19 protein-coding genes are annotated in these 19,695 nt (G+C 63.0%); 9 read left to right on the top strand and 10 right to left on the bottom strand.

Features of this window, described 5'->3' with window-relative positions:
- The first annotated feature begins 23 nt into the window (after window positions 1-23).
- The 3 genes from AC1Q61_RS21580 to AC1Q61_RS21570 all read left to right on the top strand — a co-directional run bounded on the left by AC1Q61_RS21580 (window position 24) and on the right by AC1Q61_RS21570 (window position 3,039).
- Complete coding sequence (locus AC1Q61_RS21580; RefSeq protein ID WP_209921018.1) at window positions 24-608, top strand: helix-turn-helix domain-containing protein; 585 nt, start codon at window positions 24-26, stop codon at window positions 606-608.
- 412 nt (window positions 609-1,020) lie between these two features.
- Window positions 1,021-1,947, top strand: a complete 927-nt coding sequence (locus tag AC1Q61_RS21575) for an aldo/keto reductase (protein ID WP_030534980.1) — start codon at window positions 1,021-1,023, stop codon at window positions 1,945-1,947.
- 213 nt (window positions 1,948-2,160) lie between these two features.
- Window positions 2,161-3,039 (top strand): sugar phosphate isomerase/epimerase family protein, encoded by an 879-nt coding sequence (locus AC1Q61_RS21570; RefSeq protein ID WP_447001338.1) that lies wholly within the window; start codon window positions 2,161-2,163, stop codon window positions 3,037-3,039.
- 224 nt (window positions 3,040-3,263) lie between these two features.
- Here the strand turns inward: AC1Q61_RS21570 and AC1Q61_RS21565 are convergent, their stop codons facing one another.
- From AC1Q61_RS21565 to prfB, 7 genes are all read right to left on the bottom strand, one after another.
- Window positions 3,264-4,133, bottom strand: a complete 870-nt coding sequence (locus tag AC1Q61_RS21565; protein ID WP_482628527.1) for an EamA family transporter — start codon at window positions 4,131-4,133, stop codon at window positions 3,264-3,266.
- Window positions 4,130-4,603, bottom strand: a complete 474-nt coding sequence (gene smpB, locus AC1Q61_RS21560; RefSeq protein WP_003942330.1) for an SsrA-binding protein SmpB — start codon at window positions 4,601-4,603, stop codon at window positions 4,130-4,132. Before smpB ends, AC1Q61_RS21565 begins: the two co-directional genes overlap by 4 nt.
- A 76-nt stretch (window positions 4,604-4,679) precedes the next feature.
- Window positions 4,680-5,585, bottom strand: coding sequence for a permease-like cell division protein FtsX (ftsX, locus tag AC1Q61_RS21555; RefSeq protein WP_003942367.1), 906 nt, complete (start codon window positions 5,583-5,585; stop codon window positions 4,680-4,682).
- A gap of 81 nt (window positions 5,586-5,666) precedes the next feature.
- Window positions 5,667-6,347 (bottom strand): cell division ATP-binding protein FtsE, encoded by a 681-nt coding sequence (gene ftsE, locus AC1Q61_RS21550; protein WP_020969258.1) that lies wholly within the window; start codon window positions 6,345-6,347, stop codon window positions 5,667-5,669.
- Between the two features lie 71 nt (window positions 6,348-6,418).
- Window positions 6,419-6,904, bottom strand: a complete 486-nt coding sequence (locus AC1Q61_RS21545; protein ID WP_076948539.1) for an Rv3103c transmembrane domain-containing protein — start codon at window positions 6,902-6,904, stop codon at window positions 6,419-6,421.
- On the bottom strand, window positions 6,901-7,785 hold the full coding sequence (locus tag AC1Q61_RS21540; protein WP_003942304.1) for a mechanosensitive ion channel family protein: 885 nt from the start codon (window positions 7,783-7,785) through the stop codon (window positions 6,901-6,903). Before AC1Q61_RS21540 ends, AC1Q61_RS21545 begins: the two co-directional genes overlap by 4 nt.
- 22 nt (window positions 7,786-7,807) lie before the next feature.
- Entirely contained in the window at window positions 7,808-8,914 is a 1,107-nt protein-coding gene (gene prfB, locus AC1Q61_RS21535; protein ID WP_003942364.1) for a peptide chain release factor 2, read from the bottom strand.
- A 109-nt stretch (window positions 8,915-9,023) separates the two neighbouring features.
- Here prfB and AC1Q61_RS21530 point away from each other — a divergent pair, with 109 nt between their 5' ends.
- The 3 genes from AC1Q61_RS21530 to AC1Q61_RS21520 all read left to right on the top strand — a co-directional run bounded on the left by AC1Q61_RS21530 (window position 9,024) and on the right by AC1Q61_RS21520 (window position 11,989).
- A complete protein-coding gene (locus AC1Q61_RS21530) occupies window positions 9,024-9,518 on the top strand; it encodes a beta-class carbonic anhydrase (RefSeq protein WP_007731285.1) in 495 nt (164 codons plus the stop codon).
- A 19-nt stretch (window positions 9,519-9,537) separates the two neighbouring features.
- Entirely contained in the window at window positions 9,538-10,320 is a 783-nt protein-coding gene (hisN, locus tag AC1Q61_RS21525) for a histidinol-phosphatase (protein WP_007731284.1), read from the top strand.
- Between the two features lie 136 nt (window positions 10,321-10,456).
- The gene (locus tag AC1Q61_RS21520) at window positions 10,457-11,989 is read left to right on the top strand and encodes a multicopper oxidase family protein (protein WP_492651045.1); all 1,533 of its coding nucleotides are present in this window, start codon (window positions 10,457-10,459) and stop codon (window positions 11,987-11,989) included.
- On the opposite strand, the gene AC1Q61_RS21515 is transcribed toward AC1Q61_RS21520, so the two are convergent.
- Together AC1Q61_RS21515 and AC1Q61_RS21510 are read right to left on the bottom strand one after the other, a co-directional pair.
- Complete coding sequence (locus AC1Q61_RS21515) at window positions 11,983-12,621, bottom strand: response regulator (RefSeq protein ID WP_047271656.1); 639 nt, start codon at window positions 12,619-12,621, stop codon at window positions 11,983-11,985. The genes AC1Q61_RS21520 and AC1Q61_RS21515 overlap by 7 nt on opposite strands.
- Complete coding sequence (locus AC1Q61_RS21510) at window positions 12,618-13,763, bottom strand: sensor histidine kinase (RefSeq protein WP_228232573.1); 1,146 nt, start codon at window positions 13,761-13,763, stop codon at window positions 12,618-12,620. The genes AC1Q61_RS21515 and AC1Q61_RS21510 overlap by 4 nt, the downstream gene beginning before the upstream one ends.
- Before the next feature lie 103 nt (window positions 13,764-13,866).
- On the opposite strand from AC1Q61_RS21510, the gene AC1Q61_RS21505 reads away from it, so the two are divergent.
- From AC1Q61_RS21505 to AC1Q61_RS21495, 3 genes are all read left to right on the top strand, one after another.
- On the top strand, window positions 13,867-15,315 hold the full coding sequence (locus AC1Q61_RS21505) for an acyl-CoA dehydrogenase family protein (protein ID WP_050655137.1): 1,449 nt from the start codon (window positions 13,867-13,869) through the stop codon (window positions 15,313-15,315).
- A gap of 27 nt (window positions 15,316-15,342) precedes the next feature.
- Window positions 15,343-16,548, top strand: coding sequence for an acyl-CoA dehydrogenase family protein (locus tag AC1Q61_RS21500; protein ID WP_003942363.1), 1,206 nt, complete (start codon window positions 15,343-15,345; stop codon window positions 16,546-16,548).
- 156 nt (window positions 16,549-16,704) lie between these two features.
- The gene (locus tag AC1Q61_RS21495; RefSeq protein ID WP_003942348.1) at window positions 16,705-18,339 is read left to right on the top strand and encodes an acyl-CoA synthetase; all 1,635 of its coding nucleotides are present in this window, start codon (window positions 16,705-16,707) and stop codon (window positions 18,337-18,339) included.
- A gap of 6 nt (window positions 18,340-18,345) precedes the next feature.
- Here the strand turns inward: AC1Q61_RS21495 and AC1Q61_RS21490 are convergent, their stop codons facing one another.
- On the bottom strand, window positions 18,346-19,674 hold the full coding sequence (locus tag AC1Q61_RS21490; protein WP_007731280.1) for an amidohydrolase family protein: 1,329 nt from the start codon (window positions 19,672-19,674) through the stop codon (window positions 18,346-18,348).
- Between the last annotated feature and the right edge of the window lie 21 nt (window positions 19,675-19,695).

Below are 19,695 nucleotides of genomic sequence, written 5' to 3'. Positions count from 1 at the left end.
TGCCACTTTGGCAAAATGAGTGCATGACCGAACCATCGTTCGAAGCCGTACTAGCCGGCATCGGCCCTCGCCTACGTGCGTTGCGCCAACAGTCCGAGATGACCCTGGCCAATTTGTCGGAGGCCACCGACATCAGCGTCAGCACACTGTCGAGACTCGAATCCGGTACTCGCCGAGCCAACTTGGAGCTTCTGCTGCCGATTGCCAAGGCACACGGCGTCCCGTTGGACGACCTGGTGAACAGCAAGATCAAGGACCCCCGCGTTCGAGAAGAACCTCGAACGGTCGGATGTATGACGGTCATTCCGCTGACCAGTCAACCCGGCAATCTGCAGGCCTACAAGATGATCATCTCGCCCACCGACGACGATCGCGAACCGGGATCCCACGAGGGCTACGAGTGGGTCTACGTTCTGTCCGGGCGCATCCGACTCCAACTCGGCGACCGGGATTTCATCATGGGGGCAGGCGAGGCCGCCGAGTTCGACACGCACATCCCGCACCGCATCAGTGCTGCCGACGGACGGCCGGCCGAGGCGATCAGCCTCTTCGGAAAACAAGGCGAGCGGGTTCACCTACGCGCAGCGCCGGCCGACAGACGCGGCTGAAGAAAACTCTCCGAGAAGCGAGGACATCTACAAGCGGGTGACTCGGTGGAGCGGGTGCACATCGTTGAGAGATGACTGAGAATCCGGCCAAACCAATGCCAACTGTTGTACCGCGCCGCCTGTCTCCACGCGAGATAGCTAGCCCGATGAATCATCATGACCGAGAAGAGGAATCCCGATGAGTGGAAAAACCACTTCCTACTGCGGTCCGGGCTCGTGCACGATTTGAATCGCTCCGATGAAGTGGGTCGGCGGACCCACCTTGTCGATGTATGGAATGTAGATGTTCGTTCGTCCCACAGGGCCTGCCGACCGCTCAGAGCTCTTGCAGGGTAATTGATCTTGCGTCCAATCATTCGTCGAGTTCGCGGGGCGACGAATTCACGTAAGTGGCGAAAACAAGGGGAATGACATGGAATTACGACAACTCGCGCGCGATCTTCAAGTCTCGCGTATTGGCTTAGGGTGTAACAACTTTGGTACCCGGCTGGACCCTGAGGGGAGTACGGAGGTCGTCCGTACCGCCCTCGATGAGGGCGTCACCCACTTTGACACAGCGACGATGTACGGAAACGGGCGCTCGGAGGAAATCCTCGGCAAGGCGCTCGCAGGTCAACGAGACCAGGTGGTAATCGCCACCAAAGCGATTCCACGCCCGCGTGAGGTCGATTACAAGCCCGGAGTACTCGCACGAAGCATCGAGGATAGCTGTGAGGCAAGCTTGCGGCGACTCAGCACCGATCGAATCGACTTGTACTACCAGCATGTCCCTGACCCCGATGCTCCACTGGAGGAGGCCATCGAGGCGTTGAATGGGCTGGTAGCCAAAGGGAAAGCCCGCCACGTAGCTTGCTCGAACTACTCCGCGGATCAGATGAGGCAGGCCGAGGGCATCGCCACCGGTACTGGCGCATCGCATTTATTGGCGAACCAGGTCGAATGGAATTTGCTCAACCGCGCGATCGAGGCAGACATTGTTCCCGCCGCACACGAGGTCGGAATGTCAATCATCCCTTTCTTTCCGCTTGCTTCCGGAATGCTCACCGGTAAGTACACGATGCGACGGCCGTTTCCGACCGGCAGCCGACTAGCCAGTGCGCCGTACTTCGCCACACTGGCAACGGAAGAGAACTTCGAGTACGTGGAGAAACTGTCAGCGTTCGCACAAGCGCACGGACACTCGATACTCGAACTCGCCATAGCGTGGCTGTGCGCGCAGGAGAGCGTTCCCTCTGTGATCATCGGTGCGATGAACCCCGAACAAGTGCGATCAAATGTTGCCGCCGCGGAGTGGAAGCTCGACGACGACGTTCTTGCGGCGCTGCCTTCGCGCCCCTGAAAGTCTGCGGTTCAACTCCTTTTGCTGATTTGACTACTGAGCAGCCAGATAGAAAACAAACGGCCCGCGCACTGGTAGCTCGCTTTCGCAATCCAATGTTGGACTTCCAACCTGTAAGCCGCGTCGACCGTATTCGTTCCGCCGGCAGTCGCAACGACAGGACCAGCACATCACCTCCGAGTGTGTGTGAGTGACGAAGAGAAGTGGCCATCGATGACCTACCAGGCTGTGCAGCCAATCGAGGGCACTGCCCTCTGCTGGGGATGCATCCCACACGCTGATTTGATACAGCTCGCCGAGTTGGCCCGTAGGGGCGGCTTTCCAGAGATCACTGTTCATCCCTCGCAATATTCGATTGTGAAGAGTGCCGACTCCCGAGTGCGGGAGCGCCTGGACGATCTAGGTGTGACTGTTGGCGTGATCGATGCGCTCATGACCTATCTACCCGGCTCTGCTCGACTGGATGAGGTACCTCCACACTGGCGCAAGCTCATGGTAGATCTCGACGAGTGTCTCGAAGCCGCTGAGGCGCTTCACGCTCGCACTCTCAACGTCGCCCATTTCTTGGGTGATCCGACAGTGAAGAGAAACGCGCTGGCGTCGGCGGTGCGACAAGTCGCCGACCGCGCAGCCGAGGTCGGAGTTCGTGTCAGTCTGGAGTTCATCCCCGGCACAGGAATACCGGATCTCGGTGCGGCGTTGGACATCGTCCGGCGAGCCGACCACCCCGGCGTTGGAATCCTGTTCGATACTTGGCACTTTCTGCGCTCGGGTGGTACGCCGACCCAGCTTGCAGAGGTTACCCATGAGCAGGTATTCGAAGTGCAGATCAGCGATCGTGTCCAGCCTGGCCGCCACGATCCCTATGTACCGATGACCGGCCGCCTGGCTCCTGGCGAGGGAACGGCGCCGATCGCGGAGATTGTGCGGGCGTTGGGGGTCGTGGCTCCCGACGTCGTGTTGGGAGTCGAGGTGTTCACCGCTGATATCGGAGATCCGGATGAAACCTTGGCCCACCTTTCCGCGGCCACTCGGATGTTCCTGCGGAGTACTGAATTTGGTTCGCCCGCGGGCATTGTCGAGCCGTCATGAGCTATTCCGAGGCCCTGAGTTTGGTGCGATACCAAACTCGCACCGCCGCCGCGTTTCCAATTTGGCCACTCCGCCAATCGGAGACCAGTTCAAACCACGCGGGACTCTTTTGACAGGATGGTGGGGATCGGGGTATCCGGCGTGCAAGTAGCCCAGGTACTCGTCGAGGAATGAAACAGCGCGTTCCTACGATGGGTGTACGGGTCACAGCCGCTGAAAAGGAACTACGCCCCAGCGACGGCAATCATGCCGACTGCCGCCAGCGCCAACAGCATTCCCGCTTGTTGCACGCGGCTTACCCGCTCGCCCAGCATCACCATGGCGAGCAGAACCGTCGCAGCCGGATACAGCGAACCGATCACGCTGACCAGTGAGAGCATTCCGCCTTGGAAGGCGTAGATCATCGTCCCGTTCGCGACGACGTCGAGGACGCTGACGTACACCGCGAGCTTGAGTGGCTCGCCTCGTGGGAGAACGAAGTGACCGGCCGCCAGCGCGACCAACCACACCACGACGGTCGCGGCGCCTCGAGATACGGCCAACGCCCACAGCCCGCTGCCCTCGCCGATCTGGTGAAGTGCGATGAACGAGAGAGCAAATGCGCCACCGCTTCCGACGGTCAGAAGAGCCACTTGTCTGGTGAAGCGGAGGGTGATTCCGCCAGCAACCTCACCCGCGGTGTCGTCAGGCGACTCGCGGCTGACCAGGACGACGGCGACCAGCGCGACGGCAATACCCAGGTACGCGATCAACCCCGGCCGCTCACCGAAAGCGAAGCCGACGAGCACCGGAATGCCCGCCACCAGAACAGCTGTCAGCGGCGAGACCACCGACATGGGGCCGGTTGCCAGCGCGAGATAGAACCACCAGACCGCCAGACCACTCGTGACGCCCGCGATCGCACCCCAGATCAGACCGTTCGGCGTCAGCGTCCCGGATACGAAAGGTGCTGCGATCAGAACGATGACGAGCGAGAGTGGATACGAGACGATCACCACACGCAGTGCGGCAACTCGTCGTGACGCAACTCCCCCGACGAAGTCGCTGACTCCGTAGGCAACTGCCGCCACGAGGGCAAGCAGGATGGAGGTCAGCGCATGCCCTTGATACGACGACCGAGCTCGCGGGTCACCTCGCGCTCGGCGGTGCGCTTGGCCATGTCCTGGCGCTTGTCGTAGTCCTGCTTACCCTTTGCCAGTGCGAGTTCGACCTTGACCTTGCCGTCGTTGAAGTACATCGACAGCGGGACCAGCGTCTGGTTTCCCTCGCGGGTCTTGCCGACGAGGTGCTCGATTTCACGCTTGTGCAGCAGGAGCTTTCGGGTACGACGTGGCGAATGGTTGTTCCACGTGCCTTGCGTGTACTCCGGAATGTGCAACGAGCGCAACCACACTTCGCCGTTGTCCACCGTGGCGAACGCGTCGACGAGCGACGCCTTGCCTTCACGCAGACTCTTGACCTCGGTCCCGACGAGAGCGATGCCGGCCTCGTAGGTGTCGATGATCGTGTAGTTGTGGCGTGCTTTGCGATTGGTCGCAATGACCTTGCGGCCCTTTTCCTTCACTGTCCGGGCCTCTCAGTCCGCTGTCTTGCTGTCGAATGGTTCTTGCTGTTCCAGCATAGAAGCTCGTGCAAACCGATTATTCGCGGACGTACAGACGCAGCGTCACGTACGCCGTCACCGCGGCCATTCCGACACCGGCAAGTACGAGGATCGGCGAGACGAACAGCACGTCACTGTTGGATATCCGCGCCACGATGTTCGCTTCGTAGACGTCGGACAGGACCCCGTCGATGAAGACGTTCTTCGCCGTGAACAGTCCGGCAATGGCGAGCACCGCACCGATCAAGGCCGCCACGACGGCTTCGAGGAGGAACGGAAGCTGGGTGTACCAACGCGTCGCGCCGACCAACCGCATGATGTTGACCTCGGTACGACGCGTGAACGCGGCGATCTGGACCATGTTGGCGATGAGCAGGATGGCCGCTATCGCCTGGACGATCGCGATCGCGAACGCTGCGTTGCGCACTCCACCGAGCACGCTGAACAGTCGGTCCACCAACTCGCGCTGATTGAGCACACTCTCGACGCCGGGCCTCGAACCGAAGGTGTCGTTGATGACGCCGAACCGCTCCGGGTCACTGAGCTTGACCTTGAACGACGCCGGGAAGCTGTCCGGGCTCACCAGGGCTGCCAGTTCGGGCTGGTCCTTGAACACGCGCTCGGTGGCGTCCTTCACGGCGTCTTCGCGGTTGAGGTACTGAACCGCGACGACGGACGGAGTCTGCTCGAGTTCCTTGCGCAACGAACTGCAGATCTCCTGCTCGCAACCGGGATCGGCCGAAGAGATGTCGTCGGTCAGGAAGATCTGCACCTCGACTCGTTCGAGGAAGATCTGCTGGGTCTTGCCTGCCATCTGCACGACCAGCAGACCGCCGCCGAAGAGTCCGAGGGAGATCGCCGTCGTCAAGATCATGGCGATGGTCATCGTGATGTTGCGGCGTAGGCCGGTCAGGACTTCGCTGAAAATAAAGCTGGCGCGCATCGGGGAATCCGATTCCTTCTCGAGAGGCCGGTTGTTTCACGACAACCGGTGGGCGTACGGGACGTGTGGTCGTAGTCGGCGCTACCTGCCGACGCCGTACACACCCCGCGCTTCGTCTCTGGTCACCTTGCCGAGATCGAGTTCGATGACGCGTCGACGCATGGAGTCGACGATGTGGTGATCGTGGGTCGCCATCACGACGGTGGTGCCGGTGCGGTTGATCCGCTCGAGCAGCAGCATGATGTCCTGGCTCGTTTCGGGGTCCAGGTTGCCGGTGGGCTCGTCGGCGAGCAGCACGAGAGGGCGGTTCACGAATGCGCGGGCGATGGCGACGCGCTGCTGCTCACCGCCGGAAAGTTCGGTGGGCAGTCGATCGGCTTTGCCGGCCAGACCGACCATGTCGAGAACCTCGGGCACAGTGCGCGCGATGACGTTGCGGGGCTTGCCGATGACTTCCAACGCAAAGGCCACGTTCTCGGAGACCGTCTTCTGCTGAAGCAAGCGGAAGTCCTGGAACACACAGCCCATGCTCTGGCGAAGCTTCGGCACGCGGCGGGCCGCCAACTTGTTGACGTGGAAATCCGCGACCTCGATGTCGCCGGACGTGGGCGACTCCATCTTGAGCAGCAACCGCATGAACGTCGACTTGCCGGAGCCGGAGGGGCCGATGAGGAAGACGAACTCCCCCTTCTCCACCTCCACACTGACCTTGTCGAGCGCCGGCCTGGTGGAGGCCTTGTAGGACTTCGACACATTCTTCATGCTGATCACAACTAGCCAGTCTAGCCGTTATCTAACGGTGACCTTGGCGCCACGCGCGAGCACCCTCGTCCTTATCCGGTACCGGTGGTCGCGGGTGACTGCGGCACAGACGTCGGTGCCTGCATCGCCGCGCCGGGTTGGGGAACGGTGGTCGTCGCCGGAGTGGTCGGCACCGTGGTCGCGGACTGTTCGGCGTTGCCCGGCGCAGGCGCGGGACCCGAAGTCGGCGTCGGAGAACCTGAGCTGCCCGTGCTCGATTCCGGAGACTGGGTCTCGGACGTAGTCGTCGGCTCGGCCGAGGACGGCACGGGGGTCGTCGTCGACGGTTTGACCGAGGGCGCGACGTAAGGCTCGGTCTGCGACGTGTCCACGCTGGGCGGTGGTGTCACTGCGGTCGGGTCCTCAGGATTGAGATACGTATGCAACAGATACGTCAATATCCACGCCACGATGAGAATGAAGGTAGAGGTTCGCATCCGGCCGCCGAAAATCCGGGACGGGAGCCAGTCCAGGTGAAACAGTCGGTCGAGTCCGCGGCGCGGTTCCTGATCGGTCATTCGCTCGCCTCCTCGGTCCGTACGGTGTGCAGATCCGGTGACACCGTGATCCCCTGACGTCGCAGTGCTGCGGCGACGCGGACGCGAAGAGCGCGTCCGACCTGGAACTGTTTGCCAGGGAGTGTGCGCGCGACCATCCGCACGTTGACCTGATCGACCTCCAGGCTTTCGACGCCCATGACCGTGGGCTCGTCGAGCAGCAGTTTCTTGAGTCCGCGGTCGGCCATCGCGTCGACTCCGACCTGGCGAAGCACCTCGTTGACCCGGGTGAGATCGGCGGTCGCCGGAACCGGAACGTCGATGACGGCGCGTGCCCAATCCTTGGACAGGTTGGTCGCTTTCACGATCTGGCCGTTGGGAACGGTGATGACCTCGCCGTCGGAGTTTCGCATCCGCGTCACGCGCAGGGTCACGTCCTCGATGACACCCTCGGCGTCGTCGGAGGAGCCGGTGATCGCAAGTCGCACGGTGTCACCGAAGCCGTACTGACGTTCGGTGATGATGAAGAAACCGGCAAGAATGTCCTGCACGACGCGCTGTGCACCGAAACCGAGCGCCGCACCGAGAACGGTCGCCGGCGCGACGAGACTTCCGATCGGCAGGTTCAGTTGGTCGAGAACCTTCAGCGTCGCGATCACGTAGATGAACGTGATGACCACCCAGGTGATGACCTGCGCGACCGAGTGACGATGCTTGGTCGCCTCGGAACGAACCAGCGCATCGCCCAACTGATAGTTGGAGTCGATCTGGTCGGTGACCTTGTTGCCTCCCCAACTGACCAACCGGGCGAGAATCATCGCCCCGAGCACGGTCATGAGGACGGACAAACCGGTGGTTTGAAGCCAATCGAGCAGGTTCTGCCCAGGTCGAAGTAAAGTCATCGTGCCTTTCGGTATCCGAACGCTATGCGGACTGGTTCTCGCTCATGCGCCAGCGGATGCCGGCCTCGAGGAACCCGTCGATGTCGCCGTCGAGCACTGCCGACGGGTTGTTGACCTCGTACTCGGTACGCAGGTCCTTGACCATCTGGTACGGATGCAGAACATAGGAGCGCATCTGGTTGCCCCACGAGCTGCCGCTGTCGCCCTTGAGCGCATCCATCTCGGCGCGCTCTTCCTGACGCTTGACCGCGAGCAGTTTTGCCTGCAGGACGCGCATCGCCGACACCTTGTTCTGGAGCTGCGACTTCTCGTTCTGACAGGTGACGACGATTCCCGTCGGGATGTGCGTGAGTCGAACGGCGGAGTCCGTCGTGTTGACCGACTGGCCGCCGGGACCGGACGAGCGGTAGACGTCGACGCGGATGTCGTTCTCGTTGATCTCGATGTGGTCGGTCGTCTCGACGACCGGCAGTACCTCGACCTCGGCGAACGACGTCTGACGGCGCCCCTGGTTGTCGAAGGGGCTGATGCGAACGAGCCGGTGGGTGCCCATCTCGACGGACAACGTGCCGTACGTGTACGGGCCTTTGATCGCGAACGTCGCGCTCTTGAGTCCGGCTTCTTCGGCGTACGACGTGTCGTAGACCTCGACGCCGTAGTCGTGCTTCTCCGCCCAGCGGATGTACATACGCATGAGCATCTCGGCCCAGTCTGCAGCGTCGATACCGCCGGCACCGGAGCGGATGTTGATGAGCGCGTCGCGCTCGTCGTACTCGCCCGAGAGCATGGTCTTGACTTCCATCGCCGCGATGTCGTCTCGCAGGCTCGCGCGCTCGGCGTCGGCGTCGGCCACCGCGTCGGGGCCTTCGTCTTCTGCCAGTTCGTAGAGGATCGGCATCTCGTCGAGTCGCTCGCGTAGTGCCACGATCCGGCGCAGCTCGGCCTGCGCGTGGGAGAGCTGGCTCGTGACCTGCTGGGCGTGTTCCTGGTCGTTCCACAGACCCGGGTCGGCTGCCTGGTGCTCGAGCTCGTCGATGCGTCGGCGCAGCTCCTCGACGTCCACAACCGATTCGCAGGTGCGAAGGGTGGTGTCGAGGGCGTTCAGGTCTGCAATTACGTCGGGATGCACGGTTCTCAAGGCTACCGGGTGCCGACCTCGGCCCTGCCGCCCGTCACGTATTGGGATCACCGGGACTGGAAGCCTTGCCAACCTCGCTCCGAGGGAACCTACTGGAACGATGACTGTCACCGACGAATACCTGCAGAACAACGCCGCCTACGCCGAGCAGTTCACCGGACCGCTCCCCCTCCCACCCAGCAAACACGTCGCCGTACTCGCCTGCATGGACGCCCGCATCGACGTCTATCGGGTGCTGGGAATCAAGGAAGGCGAATCGCACGTCATCCGCAATGCGGGTGGAGTCGTCACCGACGACGAGATCCGATCCCTGGCCATCAGCCAGCGTCTGCTGGGAACTACCGAGATCATCCTCATCCACCACACCGACTGCGGAATGCTGACGTTCACCGACGACGACTTCAAGCGATCCATCCAGGACGAGATCGGCATCAAACCAAATTGGGCTGCCGAATCGTTTCCCGACATCGACGAGGACGTCCGTCAGTCGTTGAAGCGCATCGAGAACAGTCCGTTCGTCACCGCGACGACCTCCCTACGCGGATTCGTCTTCGACGTCGCAACCGGAAAGCTGAACGAGGTCCTCCCCGATTGAGCCGGTAGGTTGTGTACCCGTGACCGATCGCGCATCCGACCTCGCACTCGCCCTCCGTATCGCCGACGAGGCTGACGCGATCACTCGCGCCCGCTTCGGCGCCCTCGACCTTCGAGTGGACGACAAGCCGGACCTCACCCCCGTCTCCGACGCCGATCTGGCTGTCGAGCGAGCAGTGCGCGCGACGCTCGGTGAGCATCGTCCTGCGGATTCCGTACTCGGCGAGGAATTCGGCGGCGACGCAGTCTTCGAGGGCAGACAGTGGGTGGTCGACCCCATCGACGGGACCAAGAACTTCGTCCGCAACGTACCGGTGTGGGCCACGCTGATCAGCTTGCTCGAGGACGGCGTCCCGGTCATCGGCGTCGTGAGCGCACCTGCACTGAATCGGCGATGGTGGGCTGCAACAGGTTTGGGTGCACATACTTCCTTCGGGGACAGTGATGCGCGGGCGATCCAGGTATCCGCCGTCGATCGCAGCGAGTCAGCGAGCCTGAGCTTCTCGAGCCTCTCGGGGTGGAAGGACCGCGGAATTCGCGATCAGTTCGTCGAACTCACCGACCACGTCTGGCGCGTGCGCGGTTACGGGGACTTCTTCTCCTACTGCCTCGTGGCCGAAGGCGCCGTCGACATTGCTGCCGAACCCGAGGTTTCCCTGTGGGATCTGGCAGCGCTCGACGTATTGGTCCGTGAGGCCGGCGGCGCGTTCACCGATCTGGACGGCGGCGCAGGTCCGCACGGCGGCAGCGCGGTCGCCACCAACGGACTGCTGCACGAAGACGTTCTGGCCCGCCTGCGGTAACACCCGAGTACCAGAACATCCCACCCGCCGCAAGGGTCCGAGGGAGGAGTTCCGACAGGCCCGTCGGCAGGATTCGGCACGACATCTCGGCCCGTTGACTGGAAGTAGTTGATCACGCACTACTTCCAGGAGAACGATGAACCGGATTTCCAGGCGCACGATTCTGTTCGGTCTGGCCGCAGCGCCCCTCGGGCTCGCGGTGGGCTGCGGCGCCGACCCGGCAGCGAAGAGCGCCACGTTGGCGGTGGCCGGAACTTCGCGTCCGCTACCGATTCCGCCGCTTGCCGAATCCACCGTCGACGACGCCGGTGTTCGCCACTTCACACTTCGTGCCGGTGCCGGGACCACCGAGATCGTCGCGGGAAAACTCACCGACACTTGGGGTTTCAACGGATCCATTCTGGGGCCGACCGTCCGCGCCGAACGCGGAGAATCTGTCGCATTCACGATCGACAACACACTGGCAGAGCCCACGACCGTCCATTGGCACGGCATGCATCTGCCCGCCCGATACGACGGCGGCCCGCACCAGACCATCGAAGCCGGCGGACGCTGGGAACCGGCGTGGACGATCGGCCAGTCGGCGTCGACGCTCTGGTATCACCCACACCCGCACGGATCCACCGAACGGCACGTGCAGCGCGGTCTCGCCGGACTGTTCCTGATCGACGACGCCGACACGCGGGCGTTGGACATCCCCAAAAGCTATGGTGTCGACGATGTTCCGCTGATCATCCAGGATCGTCGATTCCTCGCCGACGGCAGCTTCGACGAATCGGATCCGACCGACATAGGCCTGCTCGGCGACACGATAGTCACCAACGGCATCTCCGACGCCTACCTCGACGTCACCACCGGGGTCGTCCGGTTACGCATTCTGAACGGCTCTTCCGGCCGTCTCTACAACCTGGGGTTCCCCGACGACCGCACCTTCGATCTGATTGCCACCGACGGCGGACTGCTCGAATCACCTATTGCGATCAAGCGGATTCAGCTCAGCCCCGGCGAACGAGCCGAGATCGTGGTTCGCGTCGACCCCGGTGCGACGACCACACTGGTGTCGTTCCCGATCGAGGACGGCGGTGGCGTGAGTTCCTCCGACGCCGAGAACTTCGGCATGAACGACCGCTTCGACATCCTCGAACTGCGGGGCGTTGCCAGCCGCGCGTCACGGTCGACTCTCCCGGCGCAGTTGGCCGTACTGCCGAGTCTGGATCCGTCGAAGGCAAGCGTTTCCCGAACCTTCGATCTGCAGTGGTACATGATCAACGGGCAACGAATGGACATGAACCGCATCGACTTCGAGGCCGAGGTCGGCGCGACCGAGGTGTGGACGATCACCAACAAGGACAACTGGCCACACAATTTCCATGTCCACGACGTACAGTTCCAGATCCTCGACGTCGACGGTCGCACTCCCCCGCCGCACTTGCGCGGACTCAAGGACACCGTCTACACACCGCCGGGCAGCAGGGTTCGCGTCGCACTGCAGTGGTCCGAGTACACCGATCCCACCTTCCCGTACATGTTCCACTGCCACCTGCTGATGCACGAGGACCAAGGGATGATGGGCCAATTCCTCGTCCTCGAACCGGGACAGAAGGCGGCTCCGATGCAGATGGACATGCCGATGGACATGCCGATGCCTGGTTCGCACTCCGGTCACTGAAAGTTCTGCAAGTGGTACACGGCGAGGCGAACCCGATTGTCGCAACCGGTCTTCGACATCAGGTTCGCCACGTGCGTCTTCACCGTGGTCACACCGAGATGCAGCGTGTCCGCGATCTCCTGATTGCTCTTCCCTTCTGCCACCAGCGCGAGGACCTGCGATTCGCGATCGGTCAACGGAACCTTCTCCGTCGCAGCAGTGTCTGCGATACCACCGATCACCGCTCGATCCACAACGCGGCGGAGAAGTTCCGGAGTGAACACCATCTCGCCCTCGGCGATCCGCCGAATGGCACCGAGCAACTCGGCGGGTTCGGTGTCCTTGACGAAGAATCCCGAAGCCCCCGCGGCGAGTGCGGGATACAGATGATCGTCGTCGTCGAAGGTGGTCAGCACGAGGATGCGCGCTCGACGACCGGCCTTGACGATCTGCTGCGTGGCGCCGATCCCGTCCAGCCCGGGCATTCTCAAGTCCATCAGAATCACGTCGGGATCCAATTCTGCAGCGAGCGCTACCGCCTCGACGCCGTTCGACGCCTCACCGGCCACGGTCATGTCCTCGGCTGCCGCGCACAGCATCCGCAAACCGGCGCGCACAAGTCGCTGGTCGTCGACGATCAGCACGCTGATCACGAGACATCGCCCGAGACAACGAGTGGAATACTCACGTGCACTTCCCATTTCCCGTCACTGTTGGTGCCGGCGGTCATCTCGCCGCCGACCAACTCCGCACGCTCCTGCATTCCCACCAGGCCATGACCTGCACTCCGAGGCGATCCCTCGACGTCGTTGACAACCCTGACATGCACCCGGCTGTCTTCGCGACCGACCGAGACCGATACCAGCCCCTTCTTGTCGCCGTGCTTCATGACGTTGGTCAGTGATTCCTGAATCACCCGCAACAACGTCAGCCTCCCGATCGCGTCGAGATCGGCTGCGCCTGACTCGACATTCTCCTGGGCATCGAAGACTGCCTGCACCTCGAAACCCGCCGCACGCACACGATCTATCGCCGCCTCGATTTCCGCCTCGACGGCATCCGGCTCGACCAGAGCGACCTCACCGAGCGAAGGATCACGAAGTGCGACCAGGAGGCGACGGATATCGGCCAGCGCATCGGACGCAGTCCCACGCACATCCGCGAGGACCTCACGCACGGCCTCGTCCTGGGGCGCCAAGACATGTTGAGCCACGCCGATTCTCAGGACGATCGATGCCATGTGGTGCGCAACCAGGTCGTGCAGTTCGCGGGCGAGCGCACTGCGCTCCGCAGCGCGGGTCTGCGCAAGATTGTTCGCGGCCAATTCACGCTGCGAGCGTAGATACAGCCCGAGCAGCAGTGGCAACCCCACGTACGCAAGCACTTTCACAGCCGTCGTGACAGACCAGAACGCTTCGTGAGATTCGAACCAGATACCCGCGAGCACCGAACCGCACCATCCTGCTGCCGATACGGCAACCATTTCTCTACGCTCGGCCCGCATCGTGACGTCGACGACGGCGACCGCCCCGAGATACGGAACAAGCTCGGACAGCCCCCAGGCGTCGGCGACGAACATCGGAACGGCGAGCGCCGAGATGACCAGGGACGCGAAGACCGGCCATCGACGGCCGACGGCGAAGGCGAGCGCCGACAGCATCGACAGAATCCAGTAGGTGAGGGGAACTCGATACTCCCCCGGATACGTGCTGGCGATCAACAGGCACGGGACCACCACCAACGGCGTGTAGCGCACGTACCGCTGTATCCGATCTGGCACCTCTGTCCGGTTCACCCCTCGAGCCTATGACGCGCATCATTTCGCGGTTTCTCGACAACAGACCTTACTGATGAGTAAGATAAGGATCGTCCAACGCCCCAACACCGAGAAACAGCTGGTGATCATGACCAAGCAAGACAGTGTTGCCCCCGACAAGAGCGCTCAGCGCAGCGAATCGGGCGCGCAGCGCGGCGGCGCCAAGGGTGCGCCCCGCGACACGTCCGCCGTCGGCCTGAACCCGATCAAACGCGACGCCATGGGCGCAGCCATGCGTGTGCTTACCAAGATCACCGGTTCGGAACTGGCCGAGAAGTTCAATCTGCGTCAGACCATCGATCGCGTGACCTACGAGGGCACCAAGACGGGCTTCAAAACCCTGGGTGCCGCCACTCGAGGATTCCAGAAGGTCTCGGGCAACGGCGCACCCAAGCGCCTGCCCGACAACCCGAGCAAGAACGCCGACTACTTCGATCTGACCCCCGACGACGACCAGAAGATGATCGTCGAGACCGTGCGCGAGTTCGCGGCCGAGATCCTGCGTCCCGCAGCGCACGACGCCGACGGCGCAGCGCAGGCACCCGCCGATCTCTCCAAGCGCGCGGCCGAACTCGGCATCACGCTGATCAACGTTCCCGAAGAACTCGACGGAGCAGCTGCCGATCGCGGCGCAGTCACCAATTCTCTTGTCGCCGAGGCACTTGCGCACGGAGACATGGGGCTTGCACTTCCGATCCTCGCACCCAGCGGCGTTGCAGTCGCACTGACGCAGTGGGGCACCGACGCGCAGCAGAAGACCTACCTTCCGGCCTTCACCGGCGAGCAGGTCCCCGGCGCAGCAGTGGTGGTCAACGAACCACGCGCACTGTTCGATCCGTTCGCCCTGCAGACCAAGGCAGTTCGCTCCCCCAGCGGCTACAAGCTCAACGGCGTCAAGAGCTTGGTGCCCGCCGCGGCTACGTCCGAACTCTTCGTCATCGCCGCAGAACTCGACGGCAAGCCCTCCTTCTTCATCGTCGAATCCGACACCAAGGGACTCGTCGTCGAAGCAGATCCCAGCATGGGACTGCGCGCCGCAGGCCTGGGTCGCCTGATCCTCACCGATGTCGCTGTGCCGGAGTCCGCACTGCTCGGCGACGGTGACGCCGAGCAGCGCAAGGCCGAATACGCCGACGCGATTCGCCTGGCTCGCCTCGGTTGGGCGTCCATGGCCGTCGGAACCAGCCAGGCAGTTCTCGACTACGTGATTCCGTACGTCAACGAGCGCGAAGCGTTCGGCGAGCCGATCAGCCACCGCCAGGCGGTTGCCTTCATGGTCGCCAACATCGGCATCGAACTCGACGGACTGCGCCTGGTCACGCTTCGGGGCGCTTCACGCGCCGAGCAGGGCTTGTCCTTCGCTCGCGAATCCGCTCTGGCCCGGAAGCTGGCTTCCGAGAAGGGCATGCAGATCGGCCTCGACGGTGTGCAACTCCTCGGTGGACACGGGTTCACCAAGGAACACCCGGTCGAGCGCTGGTACCGCGACCTCCGTGCCATCGGCGTTGCCGAGGGCATCGTCCTCATCTGACGCCGCTGAACTTCCAGGAGAACCACGATGATCAACCTCGAACTTCCCAAGAAGCTCAAAGCATCAGCGAACCAGGCACATCAGGTCGCGGCGCAGATCTTCCGACCCATTTCACGTAAGTACGATCTCGCTGAGCACGAGTACCCCGTCGAGCTCGACACCATGGCCGCCATGGTCGAAGGCCTCTCCGATTCCGGTGGAGACATCGGCGGTGCCAGCGGCGGACGGTCCGACGCGAGCGCCAAGGGTGGCAACGCCAACGGCGGCAACATGTCTGCGCTCCTCAACTCGCTCGAAACGTCTTGGGGCGACGTCGGACTCATGCTCTCGATCCCCTACCAGGGGCTCGGCAACGCCGCGATCGCCGCAGTGTCAACCGACGAACAGCTCGAACGTTTCGGCAAGGTGTGGGCCTCGATGGCCATCACCGAACCGAGCTTCGGTTCCGACTCCGCCGCCGTGACCACCACCGCCGTTCTCGACGGCGACGAGTGGGTTCTCAACGGCGAGAAGATCTTCGTCACCGCCGGTGAGCGTTCGACGCACATCGTCGTGTGGGCGTCGGTCGACAAGTCGAAGGGCCGAGCGGCCATCAAGTCGTTCGTCGTTCCGCGTGACGCACCGGGCCTGAGCGTTGCTCGCCTCGAGCACAAGCTGGGCATCAAGGCCTCCGACACCGCAGTACTCCTGCTCCAGGATTGCCGCATTCCCGCGGACAACATCCTCGGCAGCCCGGAGGTCAACGTGGAGCAGGGCTTTGCCGGCGTCATGCAGACGTTCGACAACACCCGGCCCCTCGTTGCAGCCATGGCCGTCGGCGTCGGACGCGCAGCTCTCGAAGAACTGCGCGGCATCCTGACCGAAGCCGGTGTCGAGATCTCCTACGACACACCGGTCTACAACCAGCATGCAGCTGCAGCCGAGTTCATCCGTTTGGAAGCCGACTGGGAGGCCGCGTACCTGCTGTCTCTGCGCGCGGCGTGGATGGCCGACAACAAGAAGCCGAACTCGCTCGAAGCGTCCATGTCCAAGGCGAAGGCCGGCCGCACCGGCACCGACGTGACGCTCAAGGCAGTCGAGTTGGCCGGCACTTACGGCTACTCGCAGCGCCCGTTGCTCGAGAAGTGGGGCCGCGACTCGAAGATTCTCGACATCTTCGAGGGCACCCAGCAGATCCAGCAGCTGATCGTCGCACGCCGTCTACTCGGAAAGTCGTCCGCCGAACTGAAGTGACGGTCGCACGGACCAGATCCCGAAACACTCCGCCCCGCCACCTTTCGAGGTGGGGGGGCGGAGTGCTCGGTCGCCATCGTGAAACTTCACCACCGAAACCTGATTGCGCATTAGTGTGTAATCAGTCCTACAACGACGCTGGGAAGAGGTTCACGTATGCCCGGATTGGTCACCAAGGTCACTGACACCATCGGCGCGGCGGGGGTTATGTTCCGAGCCGGACTCGTCCCGTTCCCTCGCCTCGATCGCGGACTCAAATCCATTGCAGCCGTGGACAAGTACGGACCCTTTGCCGGGCCGGTCCATGCACACGCCGAGAACGGCTACGATGCGGTGGCGATCATCGACGAGCGCGGACCCATCACCTATGCCGAGCTCGAGCGTCAGAGCAACGCGTTGGTCCGGGCGTGGCAGGCCGACGGCATCACCTCCGACTCCGTCATGGGTGCGATGTGCCGTAACCATCGAGGCTTGGTCCTGACCATGCTGGCGGCAGCAAAGAACGGAACGAAGCTCGTTCTCATGAACACGGGCTTCGCTCGGCCCCAACTCGTGGACGTCGCAGCGCGTGAGAAGGTTGTCGCCTTCGTCTACGACGACGAGTTCGCGGACATCGCCGATGCCTTGCCGGACGACGTCGTCGTCTATCGTTCCTGGCCAGAGGGCACAGCCGCTGACGGTTCCACGGCAGCTACTCTCGACGAGGCCATCGCCGGACGCACCACGTCGTCGGTGCCGGCACCCGAGAAGAACGGTGGCTTCGTCCTCCTCACCAGCGGCACAACGGGAACTCCCAAGGGTGCGCCGCGTGGCCACACCTCCCCTCTCGCGTCGGCACAGTTCCTCGACCGCGTGCCGTTGCGCCGCGGACAGACCATGATGATGGCGGCCCCCGCCTTCCACGGAACCGGTGTCTCGCAGTTCGCTCTCGCGTTGGCGCTCGGCCAGACCGTCGTCATGCATCGAAAGTTCGATCCGGAGAACACGATCAAGCTTGTCGCCCAGTACAAGTGCGACAGTCTGGTCGTGGTCCCGACGATGCTCACTCGCATCATCGACCTCGGTCCCGACGTGCTGTCCAAGTACGACACGTCGAACCTGAAGATCATCTTCTCGGCAGGTTCGTCACTCTCACCCGACCTGTGCAAGCGAGTCACGGCCTCGTTCGGGTACGTCCTCTACAACCTGTACGGATCCACCGAGGTCGCAGTGGCCACGGTCGCGACTCCCGAGGATCTGACCATTGCGCCGGGAACCGCGGGCCGCGCTCCGGTGACCTGTCACGTCGAACTGTTCGACGAGAACAACAAGAAGATCACCACCCCACACACGATCGGCAGGATCTTCGTCGCCAGCGGGCTGAGCTTCGAGGGATACACCGACGGGCGCGACAAGGAACGTATCGACGGACTTCTCTCGACCGGCGACGTCGGACACTTCGACGCCAACGGCCTCCTCTTCGTCGACGGCCGCGACGACGACATGATCGTCTCCGGTGGCGAGAACGTCTACCCGCTCGAAGTCGAGAACCTGCTCGCCGATCGCGAGGACGTCTTGGAAGCGGCAGTCATCGGAGTCGAGGACGCCGACTTCGGGCACCGTCTGCGAGCGTTTGTCGTCGTCGCCCACGGCGCCGACCAGAACTCCGACGAGCTGAAGGATCACGTCCGGTCGAATCTCGCGCGCTACAAGGTTCCCCGCGAGATCGTCTTCATCGACGAACTTCCCCGCAACGCCACCGGAAAGCTGTTGCGCCGCGTCCTGATCGAGATGGAGATCAGCGAAGACTGAGCACAGTCACAAAGCTCTGAGCGTGCGGATCAATTCCGCCTCGTCGACGCGAGTGGAGTGCCCGTCGCGGAGCACGACCTCGCCCGCAACCAACACCGTGTCCACTATCTGACGACTGCCCGTCGTGAGAATGGACGCGCCCGGATCTCGCACCGGGAGGCAACCGAAGTCGCGTTCGAACCGAATCATGGTGAGGTCGGCGGGATCGCCCACGGAGATCCCGCCGGACCTGGCCGGCAGACCGAGTGCTGCGTTTGCACCGCCGGATGCGATGTCGATCATGGCTTCGAAGCCGAGCAGGTCGGCGCGGCCGCGCGCGGCTCGCTGCACGTAGGCGCCGGTGCGCAGCGTCTCGAGCATGTCCTGAGTATCGTTGCTGGCTGCGCCGTCCACACCCAACCCCACCGCGATCCCCGCGTCGAGGAAACTCGGGACGGGCGCGATTCCGCTACCGAGGCGCATGTTGCTGACGGGGTTGTACGACACTCCGACGCCGCGCTCCGCCAGCACCTTCTGACCACGGTCGTCGAGTTCGACGCAGTGGACCGCCAGCACCCGGTCCCACAAGAAACCATGGGAATCCAGGTAGTCGACCGCGTTCATGCCCGCGTGTTCGGTACACATCGTGTTGTCGGTCTGCGTCTCGAGCAGGTGAATCGAGACCGTCAGGTCGCGAGCCTGCGCGAACTCACGCACTTCCGACATCCCCTCCGGGGTCAGCGAACGCGGGTTCGGTACCGCGACTGCCACGTCAATGCGGGAACCGGCGACGTCCCGCATCATCTGATCCGTATGTGCGAGAACGTCTCCGAGTGGTTGCATGAGCCGCGGATCGAAGCCCCACTTCCTCGTCTTGTCCGCCCGGTCTGCGGTTCCGCGTCCCAGCACCGCACGAATCCCGGTGTCGTGCAACGCCCGGATCACGGCATCGTGAACCTCGCTGGACGGGTGCGGCCACATGTGTTCGACCAGGGTGGTCGTACCGCTGCGCAATGCCTCCAGCGAGGCTGCGACAGTGGCCGCGTATGCGCGCTCGGGAGTGATCTGAACCGACTCTTCTGCGACCGCGAGTAGCCATTCGAGAAGCGGTGCCCCTTCGGCGATCCCACGCATCAGTGACTGCTGAAGGTGCGTATGGGTGTTGACGAACCCAGGGATCAGATACGCCCCCGATCCGTCCACACTTCCAGGTGTGGCGGTGCCGGTCGACTTCTCGATCGATTCGACCACCCCATTCGAGACGACGACGTCGTGGCCGGTCAGCCATTGCCCGCCGCTGTACAACGTCACGTCCCGGATGATCACGTCGGTCATGTTCTTGGGCGCGGTAGTCATCGCCAGTTCTCCTGAAAGTGT

This window comes from Rhodococcus sp. MPR-R1B, assembly GCF_058793255.1.
The sequence above is the reverse complement of the archived record's forward strand: the minus strand, read 5'-3'. Positions and strand labels throughout refer to the sequence as shown.

Bases quoted from the DNA above. Each gene is read 5' to 3' on its own strand.
- AC1Q61_RS21570 (WP_447001338.1), top strand. From the start codon at position 2,161: ATGACCTACCAGGCTGTGCAGCCAATCGAGGGCACTGCCCTCTGCTGG.
- AC1Q61_RS21520 (WP_492651045.1), top strand. From the start codon at position 10,457: ATGAACCGGATTTCCAGGCGCACGATTCTGTTCGGTCTGGCCGCAGCG.
- AC1Q61_RS21545 (WP_076948539.1), bottom strand. From the start codon at position 6,904: ATGACCGATCAGGAACCGCGCCGCGGACTCGACCGACTGTTTCACCTG.
- AC1Q61_RS21580 (WP_209921018.1), top strand. From the start codon at position 24: ATGACCGAACCATCGTTCGAAGCCGTACTAGCCGGCATCGGCCCTCGC.
- AC1Q61_RS21575 (WP_030534980.1), top strand. From the start codon at position 1,021: ATGGAATTACGACAACTCGCGCGCGATCTTCAAGTCTCGCGTATTGGC.
- AC1Q61_RS21540 (WP_003942304.1), bottom strand. From the start codon at position 7,785: ATGACTTTACTTCGACCTGGGCAGAACCTGCTCGATTGGCTTCAAACC.
- AC1Q61_RS21530 (WP_007731285.1), top strand. From the start codon at position 9,024: ATGACTGTCACCGACGAATACCTGCAGAACAACGCCGCCTACGCCGAG.
- AC1Q61_RS21490 (WP_007731280.1), bottom strand. From the start codon at position 19,674: ATGACTACCGCGCCCAAGAACATGACCGACGTGATCATCCGGGACGTG.
- AC1Q61_RS21495 (WP_003942348.1), top strand. From the start codon at position 16,705: ATGCCCGGATTGGTCACCAAGGTCACTGACACCATCGGCGCGGCGGGG.
- ftsE (WP_020969258.1), bottom strand. From the start codon at position 6,347: ATGAAGAATGTGTCGAAGTCCTACAAGGCCTCCACCAGGCCGGCGCTC.
- AC1Q61_RS21500 (WP_003942363.1), top strand. From the start codon at position 15,343: ATGATCAACCTCGAACTTCCCAAGAAGCTCAAAGCATCAGCGAACCAG.
- ftsX (WP_003942367.1), bottom strand. From the start codon at position 5,585: ATGCGCGCCAGCTTTATTTTCAGCGAAGTCCTGACCGGCCTACGCCGC.